Below are 20,764 nucleotides of genomic sequence, written 5' to 3'. Positions count from 1 at the left end.
CGGCACCGGCTACGCGGTACAGAGCAGTCCCTGGTTCGCCGCGTAGAGCCCGGCCTGGAACCGGCTGACGGCGCCGAGCGTGGACATCAGCTCGGCGATGTGCCTGCGGCACGTCCGGACCGAGATGCCGAGCCGGCGCGCGACGACCTCGTCGGTGATCCCCTTCGCCATCAGGCTGGCGATCGTGCGGTGCAGGTCCCCGGTCACGTCGGAGTACCCGCAGTCCACCCGCGTCAGGGGCAGCGCCAGGTCCCAGAGGTGCTCGAACATGTCCAGCAGGAACTCCACGAGCTCCTGCTCCGCGACGCGCGCGGCCGTCGGGTCCTCGTCGGAGCCGGTGCCCAGTAGCACCGCCTGGGACCGGTCGAACACGACGGCCTCCCGCGGCACCCGGCACGCGGTGCGGACGATCGCGCCCGCCTCCAGCAGCCTCTTCATCGTCGTACGGGCCACCATGTCGGCCCGGTTGCGATGCCGGCACAGGATCTGCACCGTGATGCCGCGTTCCAGCAGGTCCAGGCACACCGACGCGAAGTCGTCCAGCGTGTCGGCATCCTCGGAGCCGCTGTGCATCACGAGCACCTCGTCGCGGCACGAGTCCGCGACCGTGCGCAGGTAGCCGCGCACCTCGAGCTCGCCGATCACCGGCTGCGCCGCCGACCACGGCAGGTCCCGGCCCGCGGCCTGGTCGAAGTCGTCGCTCAGGGCCTCGCTCCACTCGTTGACCTGGGCGATGAGCTCCTTGCGCTGGTAGATCTCCTGCTCCATCGGCGACACGAGCAGCGCCGCCGCGATCTTCGGGTCCACCGGCACGAACTGCTGGTCGGCGCCGTTCTGCTCGGCCCGCAGCAGGCGGTTGTCCACCAGCCGCTCGACGGCCTCGCACACCTCGGCGGTGTCCGTGCCCAGGTCCCGGGCGACGGCGTCCATGGAGTCGATGACCCCCCTGCCCGTCGCGTGCCGGTACACGGCGGTGGCCGGCTCGTCGAGAACCGGGCTCCCCCCGCCACACTCCGTCTCGGTCCGCATCTCGTTTCCCCCCACACCACACTGGCCAACCGGGCTGCGACCACCCTGGACGGGTGTCCTGCTCGCCCTCTTCCGATCGGCTTCCCGCCGCCGCGCAGTCGCGGACAGCGGACGGATAGCGAGCCCCGGTACGGCGCTCATCGGGCCGGCTCCAGCACGCAGGCGTGGACCCGCCCGCTGTCCGGCTGGCGGTCGGCGAGCAGCAGCGGGGCGCGCAGCGGCCACCGCGCGGCGACGGCGGCCCAGACGCCGGTGCACGGCGCCCCGGGGCCGGCCGGCTCGATCCCCTCGGCCGTGTCCGTCGTGTCCAGGACCGCGGCCAGCTCCGGCCCGACGACCGCGGGGATGCCCGGGTGGTCCGCGCGGACGCGGACCACGGCCTCCGACGGCGTCGGGTCACCGGGCTCCGCGGTGCGGACCTCGGTCAGGTCACGGACCGCGACGTCGCCCTCGGCGCCGAACACGACCAGCGCGGACGCGTCCGGCGGGTCCGGGGCAGCCGGCTCACGGTCCCACGCGGCGACCTGCTGGTCGATCACGAACAGCGCTCCGGTCTCCGCCACGCCCTCGCGCAGCATCCCCTGCGCGATCCCGAGCGCGGTGAACGCGGCGCAGCCCCCCTGGCCGGACACCGAGAACGGGACCGGAGAGCCGGGCAGCCGGTCCGCGAGGTAGCACCCGGCCACCTCGGGCCGCAGCAGGTCCGGCCGGTCGTAGGCGAGCAGGACGGCGTCGGTCTCCGGCAGCGGGCCCGGCAGCGCGTCGAGCAGCGCGGCGCCCATCGTGACGAACGTGGTGCCGGTGCGTCGCAGCACGTCGTCGCCGGTGTGCCCGCACCAGCGGACCGCGTCGCCGACGTATGACGGGTCGAGGTCGAACACCGGCTCGCTGCGCTCGTCGAACTCGTGGTGCAGCACGCCGGACAGCCGCAGCGTCGCCGTCTCGGTGCTCATCGCCCGGTCCCCTCCCCGATCCGCACGACGGTGCTCGCGAACGCGGCGCCGACACCGGCACTGACCAGCAGCACGACGTCGCCGGGGCGGACCCGGCCGCTGTCCACGACGTCGGTGAGGTTGATGAACGGGTCCGCGCTGTAGCAGTGCGCGTAGCGGCGGACGTTGTCCAGGAACGTCCGGCCCTTCGGGATCCCCAGCGACGCGGAGATCTTGGGCCAGGACAGGCGGTTCACGTTGTGCGGCAGCACGAGCGCGATCTCCGACGGGTCCTGGCGTGCGTCGTCGAGGGCCGCCCGCATCGCGTCGGTGAGGCTGTCGACGTAGAGCCGTCCGTACTCGCGCTGCAGGTCCTCCGGCGACGCGGCGCCCCGGTAGAAGCGGCCCATCACGTGCAGGGCGCGCCCGAGCACGCGGTGCCCGCGGGTGTCCCGGCCGACCAGGCAGGCCGCGGCGCCGTCACCCTGGATCGTCGTGCCGGGGATGACCCGCATCTGCGGCACGAACGTCCGGTCGCCCGCGAGGACCAGCACCTTGTCCTCCGGTGCGCCGCCGGCGAGCAGGGACCGGGCGACGTGCAGCGCGTGCAGGCCCGCGACGCAGTTGACGTGGCTCAGGTCGAACGCGGACGCGTTCCGCAGGCCGAGCTCCCGGCGCACGTCGTCGAGCCGGTAGCGCGGACCGACGTGCTGCAGGCTGTGCGTGTGGACGAGGTGGCGCACGGCGTCCCGGTCGACGCCGTCCAGCGCCCGGTCTCCGGCCGCGACCAGCATGTCGCCCAGCTCCAGCTCGCCCGCGACGGCGATCCGGTCCAGTCCGAAGTAGCGCGTGTAGAGGCGCAGCTCGTCGTCGGAGAAACCGACGACCTCCTGCAGGTCGGCCACGGACACGGTGGTGTCCGGCACGGCCGAGCTCACGCGTTCGAGGTAGAGCACGGGACACCTCCTCGCACGCGTGTCAGGCGGGACGCCAGCGTGGACAGCGGGCGGGCGGAGGTCAGCTCGTCGAGCCGGACGCCCGCCCAGCCGAGCTCGTCGAGCGCGGCGAGCACCCCCGGCGCCCGCAGCACCCGGCCGCCCGCCGACGGGTAGCTCCGCCCCATGTCCACCGGGTCCACCCGGTCCAGGCCGTTCACGTCCGCGACGGCGTCGGCGAGCGCCCGCTCGGCGGGTGTGACCGCATCGCGGCGGTGACGGCCGTCGCCCTCGAGCCGGCCCCCGCCGTCGACCGGTCCGATCCGGAACCGGTCCGGGGAGCAGGCCCCCGGGTACCGGTGGGCGGCGTCCAGCACGTGGGCGCGGAGATCGGCGGGCGTCACCGGCCCGTCGGCCCGCACGTCGGCGACGAGGCCGTGGTCGGTCACCCGCACCGCGGCGTCGTGCACCGCGGCGTGCTCGGCCAGCGCGGCCGTGGTGGCCCGGACGTCGACGGCGGCGTGGCCGAGCTCGACCGGCTCGGGCCCGGGCGGCGCGAAACCCATCGCCGCGGTGGCCTCGCCGACGCGCTGGTCCGCCGCGGCGTCGTGGTGGGTGTGCAGCAGCTGCGCGTAGCCACGCAGGAACGCCTCCACGGCGTCCGCGTCGAACACGCTCGCCATCGCCTGCAGCATCAGCGTGATCCCGTCCGACCACTCGTACACGCGCAGGTAGGTGTCCGAACCTGACAGTGCCCAGTCCCGCGGCGGCGCGTTGCGGGTCACCCGGTCACGCCGGGTGCCGCACGGGCGCGGCGCCAGGTTGAGGAAGTTCAGCTCGGACTCGAGACGCACCGGCTGGCCGCGCCGCTCCCCCTCGCAGGCCATCGACTCGACGACCTCGTCGTAGGGCACGTGCGCGTGCCGCAGCGAGTCGTCGACGCGCGCGGAGGCCCGTCGCAGCACCTCGCTGAACGGCGGGTCGTCGGACAGGTCGACGACCATCGGCGTCGGGTAGGACATGCAGGTCATCACGGACGCGTGCCCGCTGGCCTGGCGCTGGCTGGTGTACATCCGGTGTGCCACGCGCGGCACCCCCGCGTATCCGGCCAGCGTCACGGCGTACGCGGCCAGGTGCACCGCGGACGGCCACACGTGCGCCCGGTCGGCGATGTCGCGGGCGATCCCGAGCAGCGCGGGCGAGGTCAGCGACACGCTGTGCGCCTCGTGCCCGGTGCCGGTCCGCCTGCGCCGTACGAGCGTGTCGGTCGGCAGCGCGGCGACCTCGGCCTGCCAGTGCGTGCTCGCGGGCACGGTCGCGGACGCCGGCAGCGCCGACTCGTGCCGGGCCAGGTCGACCGGCTGGTACGGCATGCCGTCCAGTGCGGCGGGCCCGCCGTCCGGGATCGCGGCCAGCAGCGTCTCGACCTCGGAACGCAGCGTGGCGAGGCCGACGTCGTCGAACGCGAGGTGGTTGAAGACCACGTGCAGCGTCACGGGCACCCCGCCGGTGGTGGCGGCGCACGCACGGATCGGCCACTCGGAACCCAGGTCGAAGTCGGTGACGGTCAGCATGCGCAGCGCCTCGGCCGGCGTCTCGGTGCCGTCCCGCTCGGTGGTCACGGTGCTCAGCGGGAGCGGCGCCGGCGGCAGCACGCGCTGCTGCGGCCACGGCCTGGCGTCCGCGTCGTAGACGGTGCGCAGGGCCTCGTGGCGGCGCACGAGATAGTCGAGCATCGTCCGCAGCCGGTCGAGCGTCGTGCCGTCGGGCAACGGGTAGCTGCCGGTGATGTGCGCGTCGTGCCGGGCGCCGGGCGGCACCGACTGGTACCGCAGCCAGTGGTAGCGCTGGCCCCAGCACAGGTCCGCGGTGCGCGACACGGGCTGTCGTCGTCCAGCGGTTCGTGGCATGCCGGAAATGCTCACCCATTCCACGACCGGGCGACAGGGCTCGACGGCAGCACCTATTTCCCGCCCGGAACCGGACACCGGCGGGCCGCGAATTCCGGGATACGGTCCGGCGAGCACCGATGTTTCGCGCGCGAATTGCCGGTTCGGAGGAACGAGAATGTCCGACACGCTCGAGGAATGCGAACGGCTCGGTCACGAGAAGAGGTTCGTCGACGGGCTCACGGCCGCGCTGGCCGGCGCGGACACCGGCGCACCGCCCGGCCGGGTCGCCGCGCTGCCGGCCGACCGGGTCGGCGGCGCTCCGACGGTCCCGCACCGGCCGGCCGCGCAGGAGGACGTCGCGTTCGTCCGGTGCGACCGGACGGCACCGACGGAGGCGACGACGGCCGTCGCCGCGCGCCTGGCCGCCGTCCGGATCGGCGTGCTGCGGCAGCTGTCCGAGCACGTCGTGGACCACCTGGGCGGCCGGCTCAGCGGTGGCGAGCCGATCCTGCGCAAGCAGCTCGTGCAGGCCACGGTCGCCGACGGCCACACCGAGCTCGAGGCGGCACGGCGCAGGCTGCGCGTCGCCGCGGACGTGCCCGCCGCCGTCGCCGACCTGCACGACCGGCTGACCGCACTGGACTGGGAGCTGGCCCGCCTGCTCGGCGCCTCCGGCTTCCTCTCCGACGGCGGCGCCCGCGCGTCCTACGTCGCGCGGCTGGCCGCCCACTGCTGGACCCCACGGAGGACCTCGTGAACACCGGGACCACGTTCACCCCCGAGCTGCACGACCTGCGGGAGCAGTGCCGCGAGGTGGCGCTCACGCTGCGGGCCAGGGCACTGGCCGTGGACGCCGACCCCGGCGACCACGAGCCGACCCTGGAGCTGCTGCGGGGCCCGTCGTCGACGGCCAGGATCCTGCGCTCGGTGAGCACGCCGGAACGCTTCCGCACCGAGGAGCTGCCGGACGGTGCCGCCGTGCTGACGCGGCGCTGCCTGGCCCGCGTCGTCGCCAACCTGGAGCTGGCCCGCGGCGACGCCGGCGTGCTGCAGTCGATCCCCGGCCCGTCGCTGGCCGGTCTGGCCGTCGACGCGCTCGGCGACGACACGCAGCAGGAGGAGTTCTACCGGGTCGCGGCCGAGCCGGGGACCTGGACGTTCTTCGGCATGACCGAGCCCGACCACGGCAGCGACGCCACCGCGATCGGGTCCACCCTGACCGTCGACGACGACGGCGGCTACCGACTGAACGGCGCGAAGCGGTACGTGGGCAACGCCGCGCGCGGGACGATCGGGGTCGTGTTCGCCCGGACCGGGCCGTCCCCGCTGAACCTGCGGGCCACGCTGCTGCGCCGCCCCGCCGACGGCTTCGACGGCGAGGCACTGGAGATGCTCGGCATGCGCGGGGCGCGGATCGGCGAGATGCGCTTCGACGACGTGCACGTCCCCCGCGCGTCCGTGCTCGGCCATCACCTGCCGGCGTCCCGGCGCGGGATCTGGGGCGCGGGCGAGGCGTTCAACACGATGCGCCTGCAGCTGGCCGCCCAGGCCGTGGGCGTGGCGACGGCCGTCGTCGACGAGGTGCGCGCGCTGCGGCCCGGATGGTCCGGGCACGAGGTCGTCACGGCGGAGCTGGCGGCCGCCCGCGAGCTCGTGTTCGACGCCGCCGGGATCCTCGACGAGGGCCGCGACCGGCGGCAGTGGCCCGCCGTGGCGAAGCTGCACGCGGTGAACCTGGCCGTGCGGCTCGGGGCGTGGGCCGAGGCCGCGGTCGGGCCCGGTGGCCTGCTCGAGCACCCGCTGCTCGAGAAGTGGTGCCGCGACCTGCGCGCCTACGAGTTCATGGACGGCACGACGAACGTCCTGCGCCTGGCCACCGCCGCGGAGCTCGCCCGCGCGGCCTGACCGACGGACTCGGTCCGGCCGGTCGAGGCGGCGGACTCGTTCCCGCACACACGAGGACGGTCCCGCCCGGGTCGGGCGGGACCGTCGTCGCGTACCGGAACTGCGGAACCGGGTCAGACCAGCACCTCCACCGGGGCCGGATGGCCGAGGAACGCGGTCGGGCTCGCGGTCAGCCCGTAGGCGCCGGCCTGGAAGACGCAGACCAGGTCACCCGGCCCGGCGTGCGGCAGCTCCACCCCCTTGCCCAGCAGGTCCAGCGGGGTGCACAGGCATCCCACGACGTCGACGGTCTCGTCGCGGGGCTCCTCGATCCGGTCGGCGACGGCGATCGGGTAGTTCCGCCGGATCGCCTGCCCGAAGTTGCCGGATGCGGCGAGCTGGTGGTGCAGCCCGCCGTCGACGACCAGGAACGTCGTGCCGCGGGACTCCTTGCGGTCGACGACCCGCGTGACGTAGATGCCCGCCTCGCCGACCAGGTATCGCCCCAGCTCGACGACGACGCGCGCGTCCGGATGGTGCGGACGGATCCCGTCCTCCATCAGCGTGGCGAGGTTCCCGCCGACGGCGTCCAGGTCCAGCGGCGTGTCGCGGGCCGCGTAGGGGATGCCGAACCCGCCGCCGAGGTTGAGGTAGCGCAGCGGTCCCGGCACATGGTCGCTCAGACCCCGCACCAGCTCGACGGTCCGGCGCTGCGCCTCCGCGAGGCTCTCCGCGCTCAGGTTCTGCGACCCGGCGAACACGTGGAAGCCACGGAAGTCCAGGTCACCGAGCTCGGCCAGCACGGACGGCACCCGCTCGGCGTCCACGCCGAACTGCTGCGGCCCGCCGCCGAGGCGCATCCCGGACCCGCGCACGGCGAAGTCCGGGTTCACCCGCAGCGCGACGACCGGGCGCAGGCCTGCCCGTTCCCCGATCTCGCGCACCCGTCGCAGCTCGGTGGCCGACTCCAGCTCGACCATCACGCCGGCGGCGACGGCCTGCGCCAGCTCCGCCTCGGTCTTGCCGGGCCCGGCGAAGCTGATCCGGTCCGGCCCGAACGGCGTGTCCAGCGCGTGCCGCAGCTCGCCGGAGGACGCGACGTCCAGGCCGTCCACCAGACCGCTCATGTGCGCCAGGAGCGCGGGCATCGGGTTGGCCTTGACGGCGTAGCTGAGGTGGATCCCCTCCGGCAGTGCGGTCCGTACCGCGGCCACTCGGGTGCTCACCAGCTCCCGGTCGTAGGCGAAGAACGGCGTGCTCCCGACGCGGTCGGCGAGCCGGTCCACCGGGACGCCACCGACGGCCAGCCGGCCGCCGACCCGCCCGAACGCGTCCACCGACGGCGCGGTCATGCGACCACCGTCCGGCGCAGCTCCGGCCGGTCGAACTTGCCGTTGACCGACAACGGGAGCCGGTCGAGCACCTCGACGCGCTGCGGCACCATGTAGGTGGGCAGGTCGTCGGCCAGCGCGGCGCACAGCTTGTCCCCCAGCAGGTCCGCGTCCGGCGCCGACATCGGGGACACGACCAGCACGATGTGCTGCCCGCGCTGGTCGTCGGTGACGCCGAACGCCGCCGCCTCGGCGACGAGCCCGGTGGCGTAGGCCGCCTCCTCGATCTCGGTCGGGCTGACCCGGAAGCCGGACGTCTTGATCATCTCGTCGTCGCGGCCGACGAAGTAGAGGAACCCCTCCTCGTCGCGGGTGACGGTGTCGCCGGACCACACGGCGAGCTCGGGGACGGTCGCCCCGCTCGCACCGGGCGCCGGGCGGAACCGTTCCGCGGTGCGCGCCGGGTCGTTCCAGTACCCGTGCGCGACGAGCGCGCCGCGGTGCACGAGCTCGCCGGGCTCCCCCGGCTCGCACGGCGTGCCGTCCGGGCGCACGACGAGCACCTCGGCGTTCGGGATGGCCTTCCCGATCGAGTCCGGCCTGCGGTCGACCTCGGACGGGTCGAGGTAGGTCGAGCGGAACGCCTCGGTCAGCCCGTACATCAGGAACGGACGCGCGTGCGGCAGCGCCGCACGCAGCCGGCCCAGCGTCGCGCGCGGCATCCGGCCGCCGGTGTTCGCGAAGTACCGCAGCCGGGCCGCGGACTCCTCGGGCCAGTTCTGGGCCGCGAGCTGGATCCACAGCGGCGGCACGCAGGTCAGCGCCGTGACGCCGTGCGTGGCGCACAGCCGGACGACCTCGCGCGGCATCAGGTAGTTGACCAGCACCACCTGCGCGCCCGCGACGAGCGAGGTGGTGATCTGGCTCAGGCCGGCGTCGAAGCTGATCGGCAGCGCGGCGAGCACGACGTCGTCGGGCGTGTGACCGAGGTACTCCGCGACCGACGAGGCGCCGGCGAGCAGGTTGCGGTGGGACAGCACGACGCCCTTCGGGCCCCCGGTGCTGCCCGAGGTGTAGAGGATCGCCGCGAGGTCGGCGTCGATCACGGCCTCCGTGCCCGGCACCGGCCCGCACGCGCCCCGCACGGCGACGTCGTCCCAGCCGGTCACCCGGTCGTCGGAGTCCTGGCCGATCACGACGAGCCGTGGCTGCGGCCCGTCCGCACCGGCGAGTGCCTGGCGCACGGTGCCGAGCCGCTCGGCGGTGGTGACCACCACCCGCGGCCAGCAGTCGGCGACCAGCGACTCCAGCTGGCGGACCTTGAACAGCGGGTTGACCGGCACGAACACCGCTCCGGCCGCCGCCGTCGCGAGGATCGCCACGACGGTCTCGATCCGCTTCTCGGCGTAGACCGCCACCCGGTCGCCGCGGCGCACGCCGAGCTCGCGCAGGCCGTGCGCGGTCTCGGCGACGCGGGCCGCCAGCTCGCCGTAGGTCACGGTCTCGGACCGGAACGTCAACGCCGGGTGGTCCGGCTCGCCGCAGGCGAGGAGCTCGTCGATCCGTCGCGGCTGCCGCTCACACATCGGCGGTCTCACCCGACGCCACGAGCTCGTACACCGTCCGCCACAGCGACCCGACCGTCGCGAACGTCTCCTCCGTCAGCGCCTCGTCCGGCATGACGAACTCGTAGGTGTCCTCCAGGTCGGTCATCAGCTGGACCACGCCCATCGAGTCGAGCCCGAGAGCGGACAGGTCGTCCGACTCGTGCAGCTCCGTCGTGTCGGCGTGCTGGAGGTGCGCCAGCAGAATGTCCTGGAACTTCGCGTCCATGATCGCCTCCTGATCGGCGTCGACAGGCCCCCGCCGACGAGCCGGTGAAAGAAATGGATTCGAGGTGGACGGCTCCTGAGCGGCCGTCCGGAAATGCCGATGCGATTCGGCGCCTCGATCAGCACGGTAACCCGGCTCGGCGGCGTCGCCAGTGGCAGGAAGTGACGACCGGAAGATGGCGCCGCACGACGATTCCGCCCGATGCGGCGATCGTGCGAAATTCGCAGACGAGTTCGCCGAACCCGGAGGTCCCCATGCGTGCGCCGACGCTGCACCGCACCGAGGTCATGGCCCGGCACAACCTGACGCTCCAGCTGCGCGATCCCGCGCAGCTGATCAGCTACGTGCTGATCCCGATGGTGCTGATGGTCCTGCTGCGGCCGCTGTACGACGCCGTCGGCGGCGTGGACGGCACCCAGGCCGCACTCGGGCCGCTCGTGATGTTCTCCGTCTACGCGATGGTCATCGTGGGCAACTCGATCCTCGTCGAGCGGCACTGGCGGACCTGGGAACAGCTGCACACGACGCAGGCGCGCAGGATCGAGGTACTGGTGGCCAAGGCGGTGCCGGTCTACCTGCTGGTGATCCTGCAGCAGCTGGTGCTGATCGGGTACGGCTGCCTGGTGGCGGGGCTGGAGTTCCCGCCGAACATCGGCTACGTGGTCGCCGCCGTGGCGATCTGGGCGTTCACGCTGCTGGCCATCGGGACGGCGCTGGGCACCGTGCTGCCGGACTTCCCGCAGCTGGCGATGGTCGGCGACCTGTCGGCCATCGGCTTCGGCGCCCTCGGCGGGGCACTCGCGCCGGTGGACCTGATGCCCGGCTGGGTCCAGGCGATCGCGCCGTTCACGCCCGTGTACTGGGCGCTGTCCCTGCTGCGGGCTGCGGTGGTCGGCGATCTCGCCGGCGCCGTCGTCCCCGCGCTCGTCTGTCTCGCCATCGGTCTGGCCGCGGGTTGCGTGGCCGTGTACCGGGTCTCCCGCGGCCGTCTCGGCCCGCGGGCCTGACGCCACACCACAACGGAGGAGAACATGACCGTGATCGGAGTGGTCGGCGCCGGGGTGATGGGCATCGGAGTCGCCCAGAACCTCGCGCAGACCGGACACGACGTGGTGCTCGTCGACACCGACGAGTCCATCCTGACCGCCGCGCTGGACGGGATCCGGACGAACTGCCGGATGAGCCCGTTCACCGGTGGTCCCCGGCTCGACCCGGACGATGTGCTGGGCCGGATCCGCACCGCGGTCGGCGTGGCCGGGCTGGCCGGTGCCGAGCTGGTGATCGAGAACGTGACCGAGAACTGGGACGTCAAGCGGGCGGTGCACACCGAGCTGGACGCCGTGCTCGACTCCGACGCCGTCGTCGTCGTGAACACCTCGGCCATCCCGATCACCACGATGGCCTCGGTGCACGGCCGCCCGTCGCGCGTCGTCGGCGTGCACTTCATGAACCCGGTCCCGGCCAAGCACGTGGTGGAGCTGATCCCCGGCGTGCACACGTCGGAGGAGACCGTCGAGCGCACGCGCCGGCTGCTGCACGCCATGGGCAAGCGGGAGATCGACGTGAAGGACGCGTGCGGGTTCGTCTCCAACCGGGTCCTCATGCTGACCGTCAACGAGGCCGCGTTCCTCGTCCACGAGGGCGTCGCCGACGCCGCGTCGGTGGACGAGGTGTTCCGCGGCTGCTTCGGACACCCGATGGGTCCACTGGAGACGGCCGACCTGATCGGTGTGGACACGATCCTCTACAGCGTCGAGGTGCTCCACGAGCACTACGCCGACAGCAAGTACCGCCCGTGCCCCCTGCTCAAGCAGATGACCGACGCCGGCCTGCACGGCCGCAAGAGCGGCCGGGGCTTCTACACCTACGACGGCGGCGCGGCCCGCGCCGTCGCCTGACGACGATCACAACCCAAGGAGCGTCCGCCATGTCGGAGACCGCGCAGCAGATCCTCGAGTTCGTCCGCAACCGGTACCCCCAGGAGCAGATCGACGAGAACCAGGACATCTTCGCCCTCGGCTTCGTCAACTCGCTGTTCGCAATGGAGCTGGTGCTGTTCCTGGAGAAGACGTTCGACATCACCATCTCGCACGACGAGCTGCGGATCGACAACTTCCGGACGGCCGTGGTGATGGACGAGCTCGTCGACCGGCAGCGCTCCGCGCTCGCCGCCCGAACGGCCTGATCGTGGGGGCCCGCGTGGAGACGCTCGAACGGGAGCGGACCGTCGTCGACCGGGCGTCGGCGCGGGAGTTCGTGGACGCCCACGTCGCACCGTTCGCCTGCGGGTTCGAACGGGACGGACGGATCCCGGAGGACCTGTTGCGGCGCATGGCCGCGGCCGGTTTCTGGGCCCCGTTCCTTCCCGAGGAGCTCGGCGGCACCGGGACGGACCTGGCGACGCTCGGCGAGGTGCACGAGGAGTTCGGCCGCGGCTGCTCCTCGGTGCGCAGCCTGCTCACCGTGCACACGATGGTGAGCTGGGCGCTGCGGCGCTGGGGATCCCCGGCGCAGATCGAACGGTACGGCGAGGCGCTCGGACGCGGCGAGATGCTCGGCGCGTTCTGCCTGACCGAGCCGGAGGCGGGCAGCGACGCGGGCGGGATCCGGACGACGGCGGAACGCACCGCGGACGGCTGGGTGCTCGACGGCGTCAAGAAGTGGATCACGGGTGGTCAACGCGCCGACCTGTTCCTGGTGTTCGCCCGCACTCCGGAAGGGGTCGCGGCGTTCCTCGTGCCGAGGACCGCTCCCGGCGTCGGCGTCCGGCCGATCACCGAGATCATGGGTACCAGGGCGTCGATGCTCGCCGAGGTCACGCTCGACGGCGTGCGGCTCGGCGAGGACGGCCCGCTCGGCCCGACCGGGTTCACCGCGGGGATGGTCCTCGCCGGCACGCTCGACCTCGGTCGGTACAGCGTCGCCGCGGGCTCGGTCGGCATCGTGCAGGCCTGTGTGGACGCGTGCGCGTCCTACACGACGCACCGCGAGGTCGGCGGCGTCCCGCTGCGCGACCTGGCCCTGATCCAGGCGAAGGTCTCGGACATGGTCACCGACGTGCACGCCGCGCGTCTGCTGGTGGCCGAGGCCGGACGGCAGAAGGACGCGGGCGACGCGTCCACGATCATGACCACCTGGATGGCGAAGTACTTCGCGTCCACCGCCGCCGCGCGGCACGCCTCCGAGGCGGTGCAGGTGCACGGGGCGAACGGCTGCGGCCCGGACTACCCGGTCGGCCGTTTCTACCGGGACGCGAAGGTCATGGAGATCATCGAGGGCAGCAACGAGATCCAGCGCACGACCATCGCCGACGTCGCCTACCGCGGCGTGGGGAGCAGGGGGGACCGATGAGCCAGGCCGTGGCGGACCGGGTGACACCGGCCAAGCCGGTGCAGGGCCGGATCAAGTGCGTGGTCTGGGACCTGGACCACACGCTGTGGGACGGCGTCCTGCTGGAGGACGGGCGGGTGGACGTGCGCGAGCGGATCGTCGCGCACATCCACGCCCTGGACGCGATGGGGGTGCTGAACTCCGTCGCCAGCAAGAACGACGAGCAGACGGCTCTGGCGCGCCTGCGCGAGCTCGGGCTGGAGGAGATGTTCCTCTGCCCGCAGATCAACTGGAACGCCAAGTCGCACTCGATCCGCGAGATCGCGTCGGCGCTGAACCTCGGTCTCGACGCGTTAGCGTTCGTCGACGACCAGGAGTTCGAGCGCGCCGAGGTGGCGCACGAGCTGCCGGACGTGACCTGTGTGGACGTCGTCGACGTGGACGAGGCGCTGGCGCGCAGCGAGTTCCGCCCGCGCTTCGTCACCGACGAGTCGGCGGGGCGCCGCGAGCTCTACCGCAGCCAGCTGGCCCGCGACGACCAGGAACGCGAGTTCGTCGGGACGAACGAGGAGTTCCTCGCGAGCCTCGGCATGACGTTCATCATCGCGCCCGCCCGGCGCGAGGACCTGCAGCGCGCCGAGGAGCTGACGGTGCGCACGAACCAGCTCAACGCGACCGGGCGCACCTACTCCTACGACGAGCTCGACGAACTCCGCGGCTCCGACGACCACCTGCTGCTGACCGCGTCGCTGACCGACCGGTTCGGGAGCTACGGCAAGGTCGGCGTCGCGCTCGTCGAGACGGCCGGGCCGGTCTGGCGGCTGCACATGATGCTGATGTCCTGCCGGGTGATGTCCCGCGGCGTCGGCATGGTGCTGCTCAACCACGTCATGCGGCTCGCGCGGGACGCGGGCGCGCGCCTGCAGGCCGACTTCGTCGAGACCGGGCGGAACCGGATGATGCAGGTGACGTACGGGTTCGCCGGGTTCACCGAGGTGTCCCGCGACGGCGCCGACGTCGTGCTGGAGGCCTCGCTGTCCGACCTGCAGGAGCCTGCCTCCTACGTCCGGCTGGAGGTGCTGTCGTGAGCGCTCCGACGACGGTCGCGTCGCCGTGGCTCCCGTTCCACAAGGGACAGTCGGGGCTTCCGCTGTTCTGCCTGCCGCACGCCGGCGGCAGCGCCAGCGCCTACCGGCCGTGGCAGGGCGGGATTCCCGGGGTGGCGGTGCTGCCCGTGCAGCCGCCCGGACGGGAGAGCAGGCTGGCCGAGCCCGGCCACGCGACGATGACCACGCTCGTCGACGAGCTCGCGACGGTCGTGCTGGACGCCGCCGGCGGCGAGCCCTACGCGGTGTACGGGCACAGCCTCGGCGCGTTGGTGGCGTTCGAGCTGCTGCGCGAGATCCGCCGCCGCGGCGGCACCGGACCGGTCACGGCGATCGTGTCCGGTTGCGTCGCGCCGCAGTGCGTCACCGAGGACCGCACCGGGGTGGGCACGATGACCACCGCGGAGCTCGTGGAGATGCTCCGCCGGCTCGGCGGGACCCCGTCCTGGCTGCTGGACGACCCGGCCTGCCTGGACATGATCCTCCCCGCGGTGCGCGCGGACTTCGGCGTCAAGGAGTCCTACGCCTACCGCCCGGAGCCGCCGCTGGACCTGCCGGTCACGGTGCTGTCCAGCGACGCGGACCCGCGCGCCACGGACGCGCAGCAGCGGCGCTGGAGCGAGCAGACGACGTCGTCCTGCACGGTCCGCACGCTGACCGGGGGCCACTTCGCGGTGCTCGAGCAGCGCGACACGGCTCGGCGCCACCTGAGCGAGGCCCTGAGTACCTGGGCCTGACCGACCGTACGACCACCACGGCCCCGGAGTCCTCATCGGACTCCGGGGCCGTTCCGCGTCGCCCGCGGCCCGCGACGCCTGCCGCGACGCACGCGCATGATCGACGGTGGTGGCGGGAGCCGTTCGCGCTGCGAACGTCCCGCTCCGCCGGAGTGGATCACGCCGGCGAGAACGGACGGGCGTGCACCCCGGCGGAGACGCCGCGGCGGGGGGCGCCCCGTCGCGCCACTCGACCCGCGTGGGTTCGAGACGGACGTGGCGCCCGTGCGGATGATCCGCACGGGCGCCACGGTCGTTCCGGGCCGGGTCGCTACAGCTGACGGTCCAGCATGGAGAAGATCTCCTCGTCGGAGGCCGACGCCACGCTGAGCTCGACGGTCTCCAGCTCGTCGGTCGCGGTGAGCTCCTTCAGTGCCTGGCGGAGCACGACGGCCACCCGGTCCCGCTCCTCGGTGTCCGCCGCCAGCAGGTCGATTTCGAGCCGCTCCAGCATGTCCCCCACCGTGTCCGCGATGGACGCGGCCTCCGGCGGGGACGGCGCCAGCGACGCGTGCAGGTGGTCGACGACGGCCGAGACCGTCGGGAAGTCGAACACCAGGCTGGGCGGCAGCTCGAGCCCGGTCGCCGCGGTCAGGCGGTTGCGCAGCTCGACGGCGGCCAGCGAGTCGAAGCCGAGCTCGCTGAACGGCTGGTCGGTCGGGACGTCCTCGGCCGAGCCGTGCGCGAGCACGCCCGCCACCTGCGCGCGGACGAAGTCGAGCACGATCGGCCGGGCCTGCGTCTCGGCGGCTCCGGCGAGGCGGTCGGTGAGCGACGCCGCGCCGGCGCCGCCCGCGTCCCGACGGGCGGGGACGAGGTCGCGCAGCATCACCGGGACCGTCCCGCCGCTCTGCGCGGAGCTGCGCAGCGCCGCCTTGTCCCAGCGGGTCGCCACCGTCAGCGGGTCCCCGCCGGGCGCCTCCGCGATCGCGGCGTCGAGCAGCTCGAGCCCCTGCTCGGCGGACAGCGGGGTGATGCCGCCCCGCGTGATCCGCGACGCCTCCGCGTCGTCCAGGCCATCGACCATGCCGGACACCGACCACGGGCCCCAGGCGAGCGAGTGCGCCGCGAGCCCCTGACGGGTCCGCTGCGCGGCCAGCGCGTCCAGGAACGTGTTCGCCGCGGCGTAGTTGGCCTGTCCGGCGTTGCCGAGTACCCCGGCCAGCGAGGAGAACAGCACGAACGCCCGCAGCGGCAGCGCCGCGGTGAGCTCGTGCAGCACCGCGGCGGCGTCGACCTTGGCGCGGAAGACGGTGTCCAGCCGCTGCGGCGTGAGGGCGGTCAGGACGCCGTCGTCGAGGACGCCGGCGCAGTGCACGACGCCGACGAGCGGGCGGTCCGCGCCGACCGACGCCAGCAGGCGGGACACGGCGTCGCGGTCGGCCATGTCGCAGGCCTCGATCCGCACGGACGCCCCGAGCTCCTCCAGCCCGGCGACGAGCTCGTCGGCACCGTCGGCCGCGCGACCGCGGCGCGAGGTCAGCAGCAGATCGCGGGCTCCGTGCCGCTCGACCAGGCGCCGGGCGACGAGCGCGCCCAGCCCGCCGGTGGCGCCGGTGACGAGCACCGTGCCGTCGCCGAGCCCGGGCTGCTGCGCGGCGGGCTCCGGCGTGCGGGTCACGATCCGCGGGACGAGCACCTGCCCGTCGCGGACCCGGCACTGGGACTCGCCTGCGGCGACCGCTCCGGCCACGGCGGCCCACGGGTCGCCGCCGGAACCGTTGTCCACCAAGGCGAACCGGCCGGCGTGCTCGGCCATGGCCACCCGGACCAGGCCCCACACCGCTGCGGACACCGGGTCCTCGCCGCCGGCGAGGAACACCAGCCGCACGCCGGCGAACCGCTCGTCGCCGACCCACCGCTGCGCGGCGGCCAGCGCCTCGCCGGCCACCGCCCGCGCGCGGGCCGCGACGCCCGCGGCGCCGTCGGTCTCGCGGGCGCCGTCGCTCGGGCACGCGAACGCGACGAACGCGGGACGCCCGTCGCCAACAGCACACGCCTCGGCCAGCTCGTCGAACGTCGAGTACCGGGGCAGGCCCGCCACCTCGATCGCCCCGACGCTCGCCCACCGGGCGCCCGCGTCGGCCGTGGCCGTGCACCGGGTCCAGTCGACGCGGTGGCTGCCGACCGGCCCGGTCGTCGAGCCCGCCGCGGCGGCCAGCGCGGCGACCGACACCGGCCGCGTCGCGATCTCCTCGACGGAGAGCACGGCGTTGCCGTCGGCGTCGGCCGCCTCGACCGTCGGACCGGACGGGCCGGTACCCAGGCGAACCCGCAGCGTGGAGGGGTTCGAGCCGGACACCCGGACGCCGCGGAACGCGAACGGCAGCTCCGGGTCGCCCGCCTCGTCGACGCCGTCCAGGATGTACGGGTGGAACGCCGCGTCCAGCAGGACGGGGTGCAGCCCGCAGCCGTCGGTGTCCACGCCGTCGGGCACGGCGACCTCGACGTAGCGGTCCTCCCCGGAACGCCAGGCTCCGACGACGCCGCGGAACGCGGGTCCGTAGTCGTAGCCGAGCTCCTCGAGCCGGTCGTAGGCGTCCTCGACGTCGACCTCGGTGGCGCCCGGCGGCGGCCAGCGGTCGGCCCACACGCAGGCACCGCCCAGTGGCTCCGACGCGGACACAGTGCCGGTCGCGTTGCGCGCCCACGGCTCGTTCTCGTCCGGGCGGGAGTGCACGGACACCGCGCCGTCGCGCACCGCGACCTGCAGCAGCAGCGCCGCGTCATCCGGCAGCACGAGCGGCCGCTCGAACGTCAGCTCGTCGATCCGGCCGTAGCCCGCACGCCTGCAGACCTCGGCGACGACGTCGAGCACGGCCGTTCCCGGCACCACAACGGCCCCGCCGATCCGGTGGTCGGCCAACCACTGCTGGTCGCCGGTGGTCAGCAGCCCGGTGGCGACGAGGCCGTCCTGGTCCGCGACGTCGAGGCAGGCCTTCAGCAGCGGGTGCGCGGCCCGGTCCAGACCGGCCGCCGCCACGTCGACGCGCGAGCGCGCCGGCTGCAGCCAGTACCGCTTGCGGTCGAACGCGTAGGTCGGCAGGTCGGCGACGGTGCCGCCGTCGGTGCTCCACCGGACCTCGCCGCCGGAGACGAACACGTCGGACAGGCAGGCCAGCAGCGCGTCCGGCTCCGGGCGGTCCTTGCGGCACACCGTGGTCACGGTGGCCCCACCGGTCGGGCACCCCTGCACCATCCCGGCGAGCACCGGACGCGGACCGACCTCCAGGTAGGTGGTCGCGCCCGCGGCGGCCAGGCGAGCGACCATCGGGGCGAACAGCACGGCGCTGCGGATCTGGTCGACCCAGTACGCGGGGTCGGTCCAGGTGCGGTCCGGGCCGAGGTTCGTCGCGTAGCCCAGCTGCGGGGCGCCGAACGTGACGCCGGCCAGCACGTCGGCGAACGCGTCCAGCATCGGTTCCATCAGCGGCGAGTGGAACGCGTGGCTGACGTCGAGCCGGCGGGTGCGCCTGCCCTGCTCCGCCCAGCGCTCCGCCACCGCGAGCACCGTCTGCTCGTGACCGGAGACGACGACGCTCTCCGGGCCGTTCACCGCGGCGACCGACACCCGGTCCGCGACGTCGGTGAGCTCGACGGCGACCTCGTCGTGGGACGCGGCGACGGCCACCATCGCGCCGCGCTCGTCGAGCTCCTGCATCAGCCGCGCGCGGGTGGTGACGACGCGCGCGGCGTCGGCCAGGCTCCACACGCCGGCCACGTGGGCGGCGGCCAGCTCGCCGACCGAGTGGCCCGCGACCGTGTCCGGCGCGACGCCGAACGACTCCAGCAGCCGGAACACGGCGACCCCGTAGGCGAACAGCGCGGGCTGCGTCCAGCGGGTCTCGTTCAGCTCGGCGGCGTCCGGCGTGCCGTCGGCCGCCCACATGATCTCGCGCAGCGGGCGGTCCAGGTGCGTGTCGAGCGCGTCGCAGACCTCGTCGAGGGCCACGGCGAACACCGGGAACGTCTCGTACAGCTCGCGGCCCATGCCCGGGCGCTGGCCGCCCTGGCCGGTGAACAGGAACACCCGGTGTCCGGCGGCGGTCGCCACGCCGGTGACCGCGGCACCGGGGCGTCCGTCGACCCAGCCGGTCAGGGCGTCGAGCAGCTCCGCGCGGTCCCGTCCGACGACGACGCCGCGGTGGTCGAACCGGGAGCGGCCCGCGGTCAGCGTGTGCGCCACGTCGACCGGGCGCAGCGACGCGTCGGTGGCCACGTGGTCGCGCAGCCTGCGTGCCTGCTCGGCCAGCGCCGTCTCCGAGCATGCGCTCAGCGGCCACGCCAGCGGCCCGACGTGCTCGTCGGCGGGCACGGGCTCCGGCTCACCGGGCTCCTCGAGCACGACGTGCGCGTTCGTGCCGCCGATGCCGAACGCCGAGACGGCCGCACGGCGGGGCGCGTCGCCGTGGCGCGGCCAGTCCGCGCTCTCGGTGGCGAGCTCGGCCGCACCGGCCGCCCAGTCCACGTGCGCCGACGGCTCGCTCACGTTGATCGAGTGCGGCAGCCGCTCGTGCCGCATCGCCATCAGCATCTTGACGATGCCCGCCACGCCGGCGGCGGCCTGGGTGTGGCCGAGGTTGGACTTCACCGACCCGAAGCGCACCGCGCGCGCGTCGCCCCGTCCCTGCCCGTAGGTGGCGAGGATCGCGCCGGCCTCGATCGGGTCGCCGAGCGGCGTCCCGGTGCCGTGCGCCTCGACCAGGTCGACGTCCTGCGGGGTCAGCCGCGCGTCGGCCAGCGCCTGCCCGATCACCTGCTCCTGGGCGGGGCCGTGCGGCGCGGTGATGCCGTTGCTGGCGCCGTCCTGGTTGACGGCCGTGCCGCGGACCAGGCCGAGGATCCGCCTGCCGTTGCGCTGCGCGTCGGACAGCCGCTCCAGCAGCAGCACCCCTGCGCCCTCGGACCACACGGCGCCGTCGGCGTCGGCGGAGAACGCCTTGCAGCGGCCGTCCTCGGCGAGCCCGCGCTGGCGGGAGAACGCGACGAACGGGTCCGGGGACGCCATCACGGTGACGCCGCCCGCCAGCGCCATGCCGCACTCGCCGCGGCGCAGCGCCTGCGTCGCGAGATGCACGCCCACCAGCGACGAGGAGCACGCCGTGTCCACGCTGACGGCCGGCCCGGTGAAGCCGAACGTGTAGGACACGCGGCCGGAGATCATGCTGGGCGCGCTGTAGACCATGAGCGTGCCGTCGTACTCGGCGGGCGTGTCGCCCAGGTGCTGGGTCGAGTAGTGGTCGTACATCGACCCGACGTAGACGCCGGTGCGGCTGCCGCGGATGCCGGCCGGGTCGATGCCCGCCTGCTCGAACGCCTCCCAGCAGGTCTCCAGCACGAGCCGGTGCTGCGGGTCGATGGCGACGACGTTGCGCGGGCTGATCTGGAAGAACCCGGCGTCGAAGTCCCCGGCGTCGGGCAGGAAGCCGCCGCGCAGCGTGTACGTCGTCCCCGGGTTCGACGGGTCCGGGTCGTAGAGCTCGGAGAGGTTCCATCCGCGGTCGGTCGGGAACTCGCCGACGACGTCCCTGCCCTCGTCGACCACCTCCCACAGATCCGCGGGGGACGACGTGCCGCCCGGGAACCGGCAGCCCATCCCCACCACCGCGATCGGCTCGTGCCTGCCGGCCTGTTCGTCGGCCAGCTCCTGCCGGGTGTTCGCCAGGTCCACGGTCGCTCGTCGGAGGTAGTCGCGGAGCCGGTCCTCGTTCGCCAT

Annotated in this window: 16 protein-coding genes; 8 read left to right on the top strand and 8 right to left on the bottom strand. The window is 73.9% G+C overall.

The features are described from left to right. Nucleotides 1-9: 9 nt before the first annotated feature. The 4 genes from EV378_RS31230 to EV378_RS31215 form a co-directional block, all read right to left on the bottom strand. Nucleotides 10-1,029, bottom strand: coding sequence for a helix-turn-helix transcriptional regulator (locus EV378_RS31230; protein WP_165922571.1), 1,020 nt, complete (start codon nucleotides 1,027-1,029; stop codon nucleotides 10-12). A 137-nt stretch (nucleotides 1,030-1,166) separates the two neighbouring features. After that, on the bottom strand, nucleotides 1,167-1,982 hold the full coding sequence (locus tag EV378_RS31225) for a hypothetical protein (protein ID WP_132431065.1): 816 nt from the start codon (nucleotides 1,980-1,982) through the stop codon (nucleotides 1,167-1,169). Further along, a complete protein-coding gene (locus EV378_RS31220) occupies nucleotides 1,979-2,917 on the bottom strand; it encodes a 3-oxoacyl-ACP synthase III family protein (RefSeq protein WP_132431063.1) in 939 nt (312 codons plus the stop codon). Before EV378_RS31220 ends, EV378_RS31225 begins: the two co-directional genes overlap by 4 nt. After that, nucleotides 2,896-4,776 carry a condensation domain-containing protein gene (locus EV378_RS31215; protein WP_165922570.1) on the bottom strand — a complete coding sequence of 627 codons (1,881 nt, stop codon included), beginning with the start codon at nucleotides 4,774-4,776 and terminating at the stop codon, nucleotides 2,896-2,898. Before EV378_RS31215 ends, EV378_RS31220 begins: the two co-directional genes overlap by 22 nt. A 187-nt stretch (nucleotides 4,777-4,963) precedes the next feature. Here EV378_RS31215 and EV378_RS31210 point away from each other — a divergent pair, with 187 nt between their 5' ends. Beyond that, nucleotides 4,964-5,545: an acyl-CoA dehydrogenase family protein gene (locus EV378_RS31210; RefSeq protein WP_165922569.1), complete on the top strand. Its 582-nt coding sequence runs from the start codon at nucleotides 4,964-4,966 to the stop codon at nucleotides 5,543-5,545. Beyond that, nucleotides 5,542-6,693: an acyl-CoA dehydrogenase family protein gene (locus tag EV378_RS31205; protein ID WP_132431057.1), complete on the top strand. Its 1,152-nt coding sequence runs from the start codon at nucleotides 5,542-5,544 to the stop codon at nucleotides 6,691-6,693. The genes EV378_RS31210 and EV378_RS31205 overlap by 4 nt, the downstream gene beginning before the upstream one ends. Nucleotides 6,694-6,806: 113 nt before the next feature. On the opposite strand, the gene EV378_RS31200 is transcribed toward EV378_RS31205, so the two are convergent. From EV378_RS31200 to EV378_RS31190, 3 genes are read right to left on the bottom strand one after another with little or no spacing between them, the layout of a single operon-like run. Continuing rightward, nucleotides 6,807-8,024, bottom strand: a complete 1,218-nt coding sequence (locus tag EV378_RS31200; protein ID WP_132431055.1) for a pyridoxal-dependent decarboxylase, exosortase A system-associated — start codon at nucleotides 8,022-8,024, stop codon at nucleotides 6,807-6,809. Continuing rightward, nucleotides 8,021-9,589: an acyl-CoA ligase (AMP-forming), exosortase A system-associated gene (locus EV378_RS31195; protein ID WP_132431053.1), complete on the bottom strand. Its 1,569-nt coding sequence runs from the start codon at nucleotides 9,587-9,589 to the stop codon at nucleotides 8,021-8,023. Before EV378_RS31195 ends, EV378_RS31200 begins: the two co-directional genes overlap by 4 nt. Next, nucleotides 9,582-9,836: a phosphopantetheine-binding protein gene (locus EV378_RS31190; RefSeq protein ID WP_132431051.1), complete on the bottom strand. Its 255-nt coding sequence runs from the start codon at nucleotides 9,834-9,836 to the stop codon at nucleotides 9,582-9,584. Before EV378_RS31190 ends, EV378_RS31195 begins: the two co-directional genes overlap by 8 nt. Nucleotides 9,837-10,090: 254 nt before the next feature. Here EV378_RS31190 and EV378_RS31185 point away from each other — a divergent pair, with 254 nt between their 5' ends. Genes EV378_RS31185 through EV378_RS31160 form a run of 6 tightly spaced genes read left to right on the top strand, consistent with a single transcriptional unit; the run spans nucleotide 10,091 to nucleotide 15,009 of the window. Next, a complete protein-coding gene (locus EV378_RS31185) occupies nucleotides 10,091-10,843 on the top strand; it encodes an ABC transporter permease (RefSeq protein WP_132431049.1) in 753 nt (250 codons plus the stop codon). A gap of 24 nt (nucleotides 10,844-10,867) precedes the next feature. Next, nucleotides 10,868-11,734: a 3-hydroxyacyl-CoA dehydrogenase family protein gene (locus EV378_RS31180; protein WP_132431047.1), complete on the top strand. Its 867-nt coding sequence runs from the start codon at nucleotides 10,868-10,870 to the stop codon at nucleotides 11,732-11,734. Nucleotides 11,735-11,763: 29 nt separating this feature from the next. Then, nucleotides 11,764-12,021, top strand: coding sequence for an acyl carrier protein (locus EV378_RS31175; RefSeq protein ID WP_132431045.1), 258 nt, complete (start codon nucleotides 11,764-11,766; stop codon nucleotides 12,019-12,021). Between the two features lie 14 nt (nucleotides 12,022-12,035). Next, a complete protein-coding gene (locus EV378_RS31170; protein WP_132431043.1) occupies nucleotides 12,036-13,187 on the top strand; it encodes an acyl-CoA dehydrogenase family protein in 1,152 nt (383 codons plus the stop codon). Next, entirely contained in the window at nucleotides 13,184-14,254 is a 1,071-nt protein-coding gene (locus tag EV378_RS31165) for an HAD-IIIC family phosphatase (protein ID WP_132431041.1), read from the top strand. The genes EV378_RS31170 and EV378_RS31165 overlap by 4 nt, the downstream gene beginning before the upstream one ends. Then, the gene (locus EV378_RS31160) at nucleotides 14,251-15,009 is read left to right on the top strand and encodes a thioesterase II family protein (protein WP_132431039.1); all 759 of its coding nucleotides are present in this window, start codon (nucleotides 14,251-14,253) and stop codon (nucleotides 15,007-15,009) included. Before EV378_RS31165 ends, EV378_RS31160 begins: the two co-directional genes overlap by 4 nt. Before the next feature lie 310 nt (nucleotides 15,010-15,319). Here EV378_RS31160 and EV378_RS31155 read toward each other — a convergent pair whose 3' ends face one another. After that, on the bottom strand, nucleotides 15,320-20,764 hold the full coding sequence (locus EV378_RS31155) for a type I polyketide synthase (protein ID WP_132431037.1): 5,445 nt from the start codon (nucleotides 20,762-20,764) through the stop codon (nucleotides 15,320-15,322).

The sequence above is a fragment of the Pseudonocardia endophytica genome, from assembly GCF_004339565.1.
In the GTDB taxonomy this organism is placed as follows: Bacteria; Actinomycetota; Actinomycetes; order Mycobacteriales; family Pseudonocardiaceae; genus Pseudonocardia; species Pseudonocardia endophytica.
Note: the sequence above shows the minus strand (reverse complement) of the source record. Positions and strands in the feature narration are given on the sequence as shown.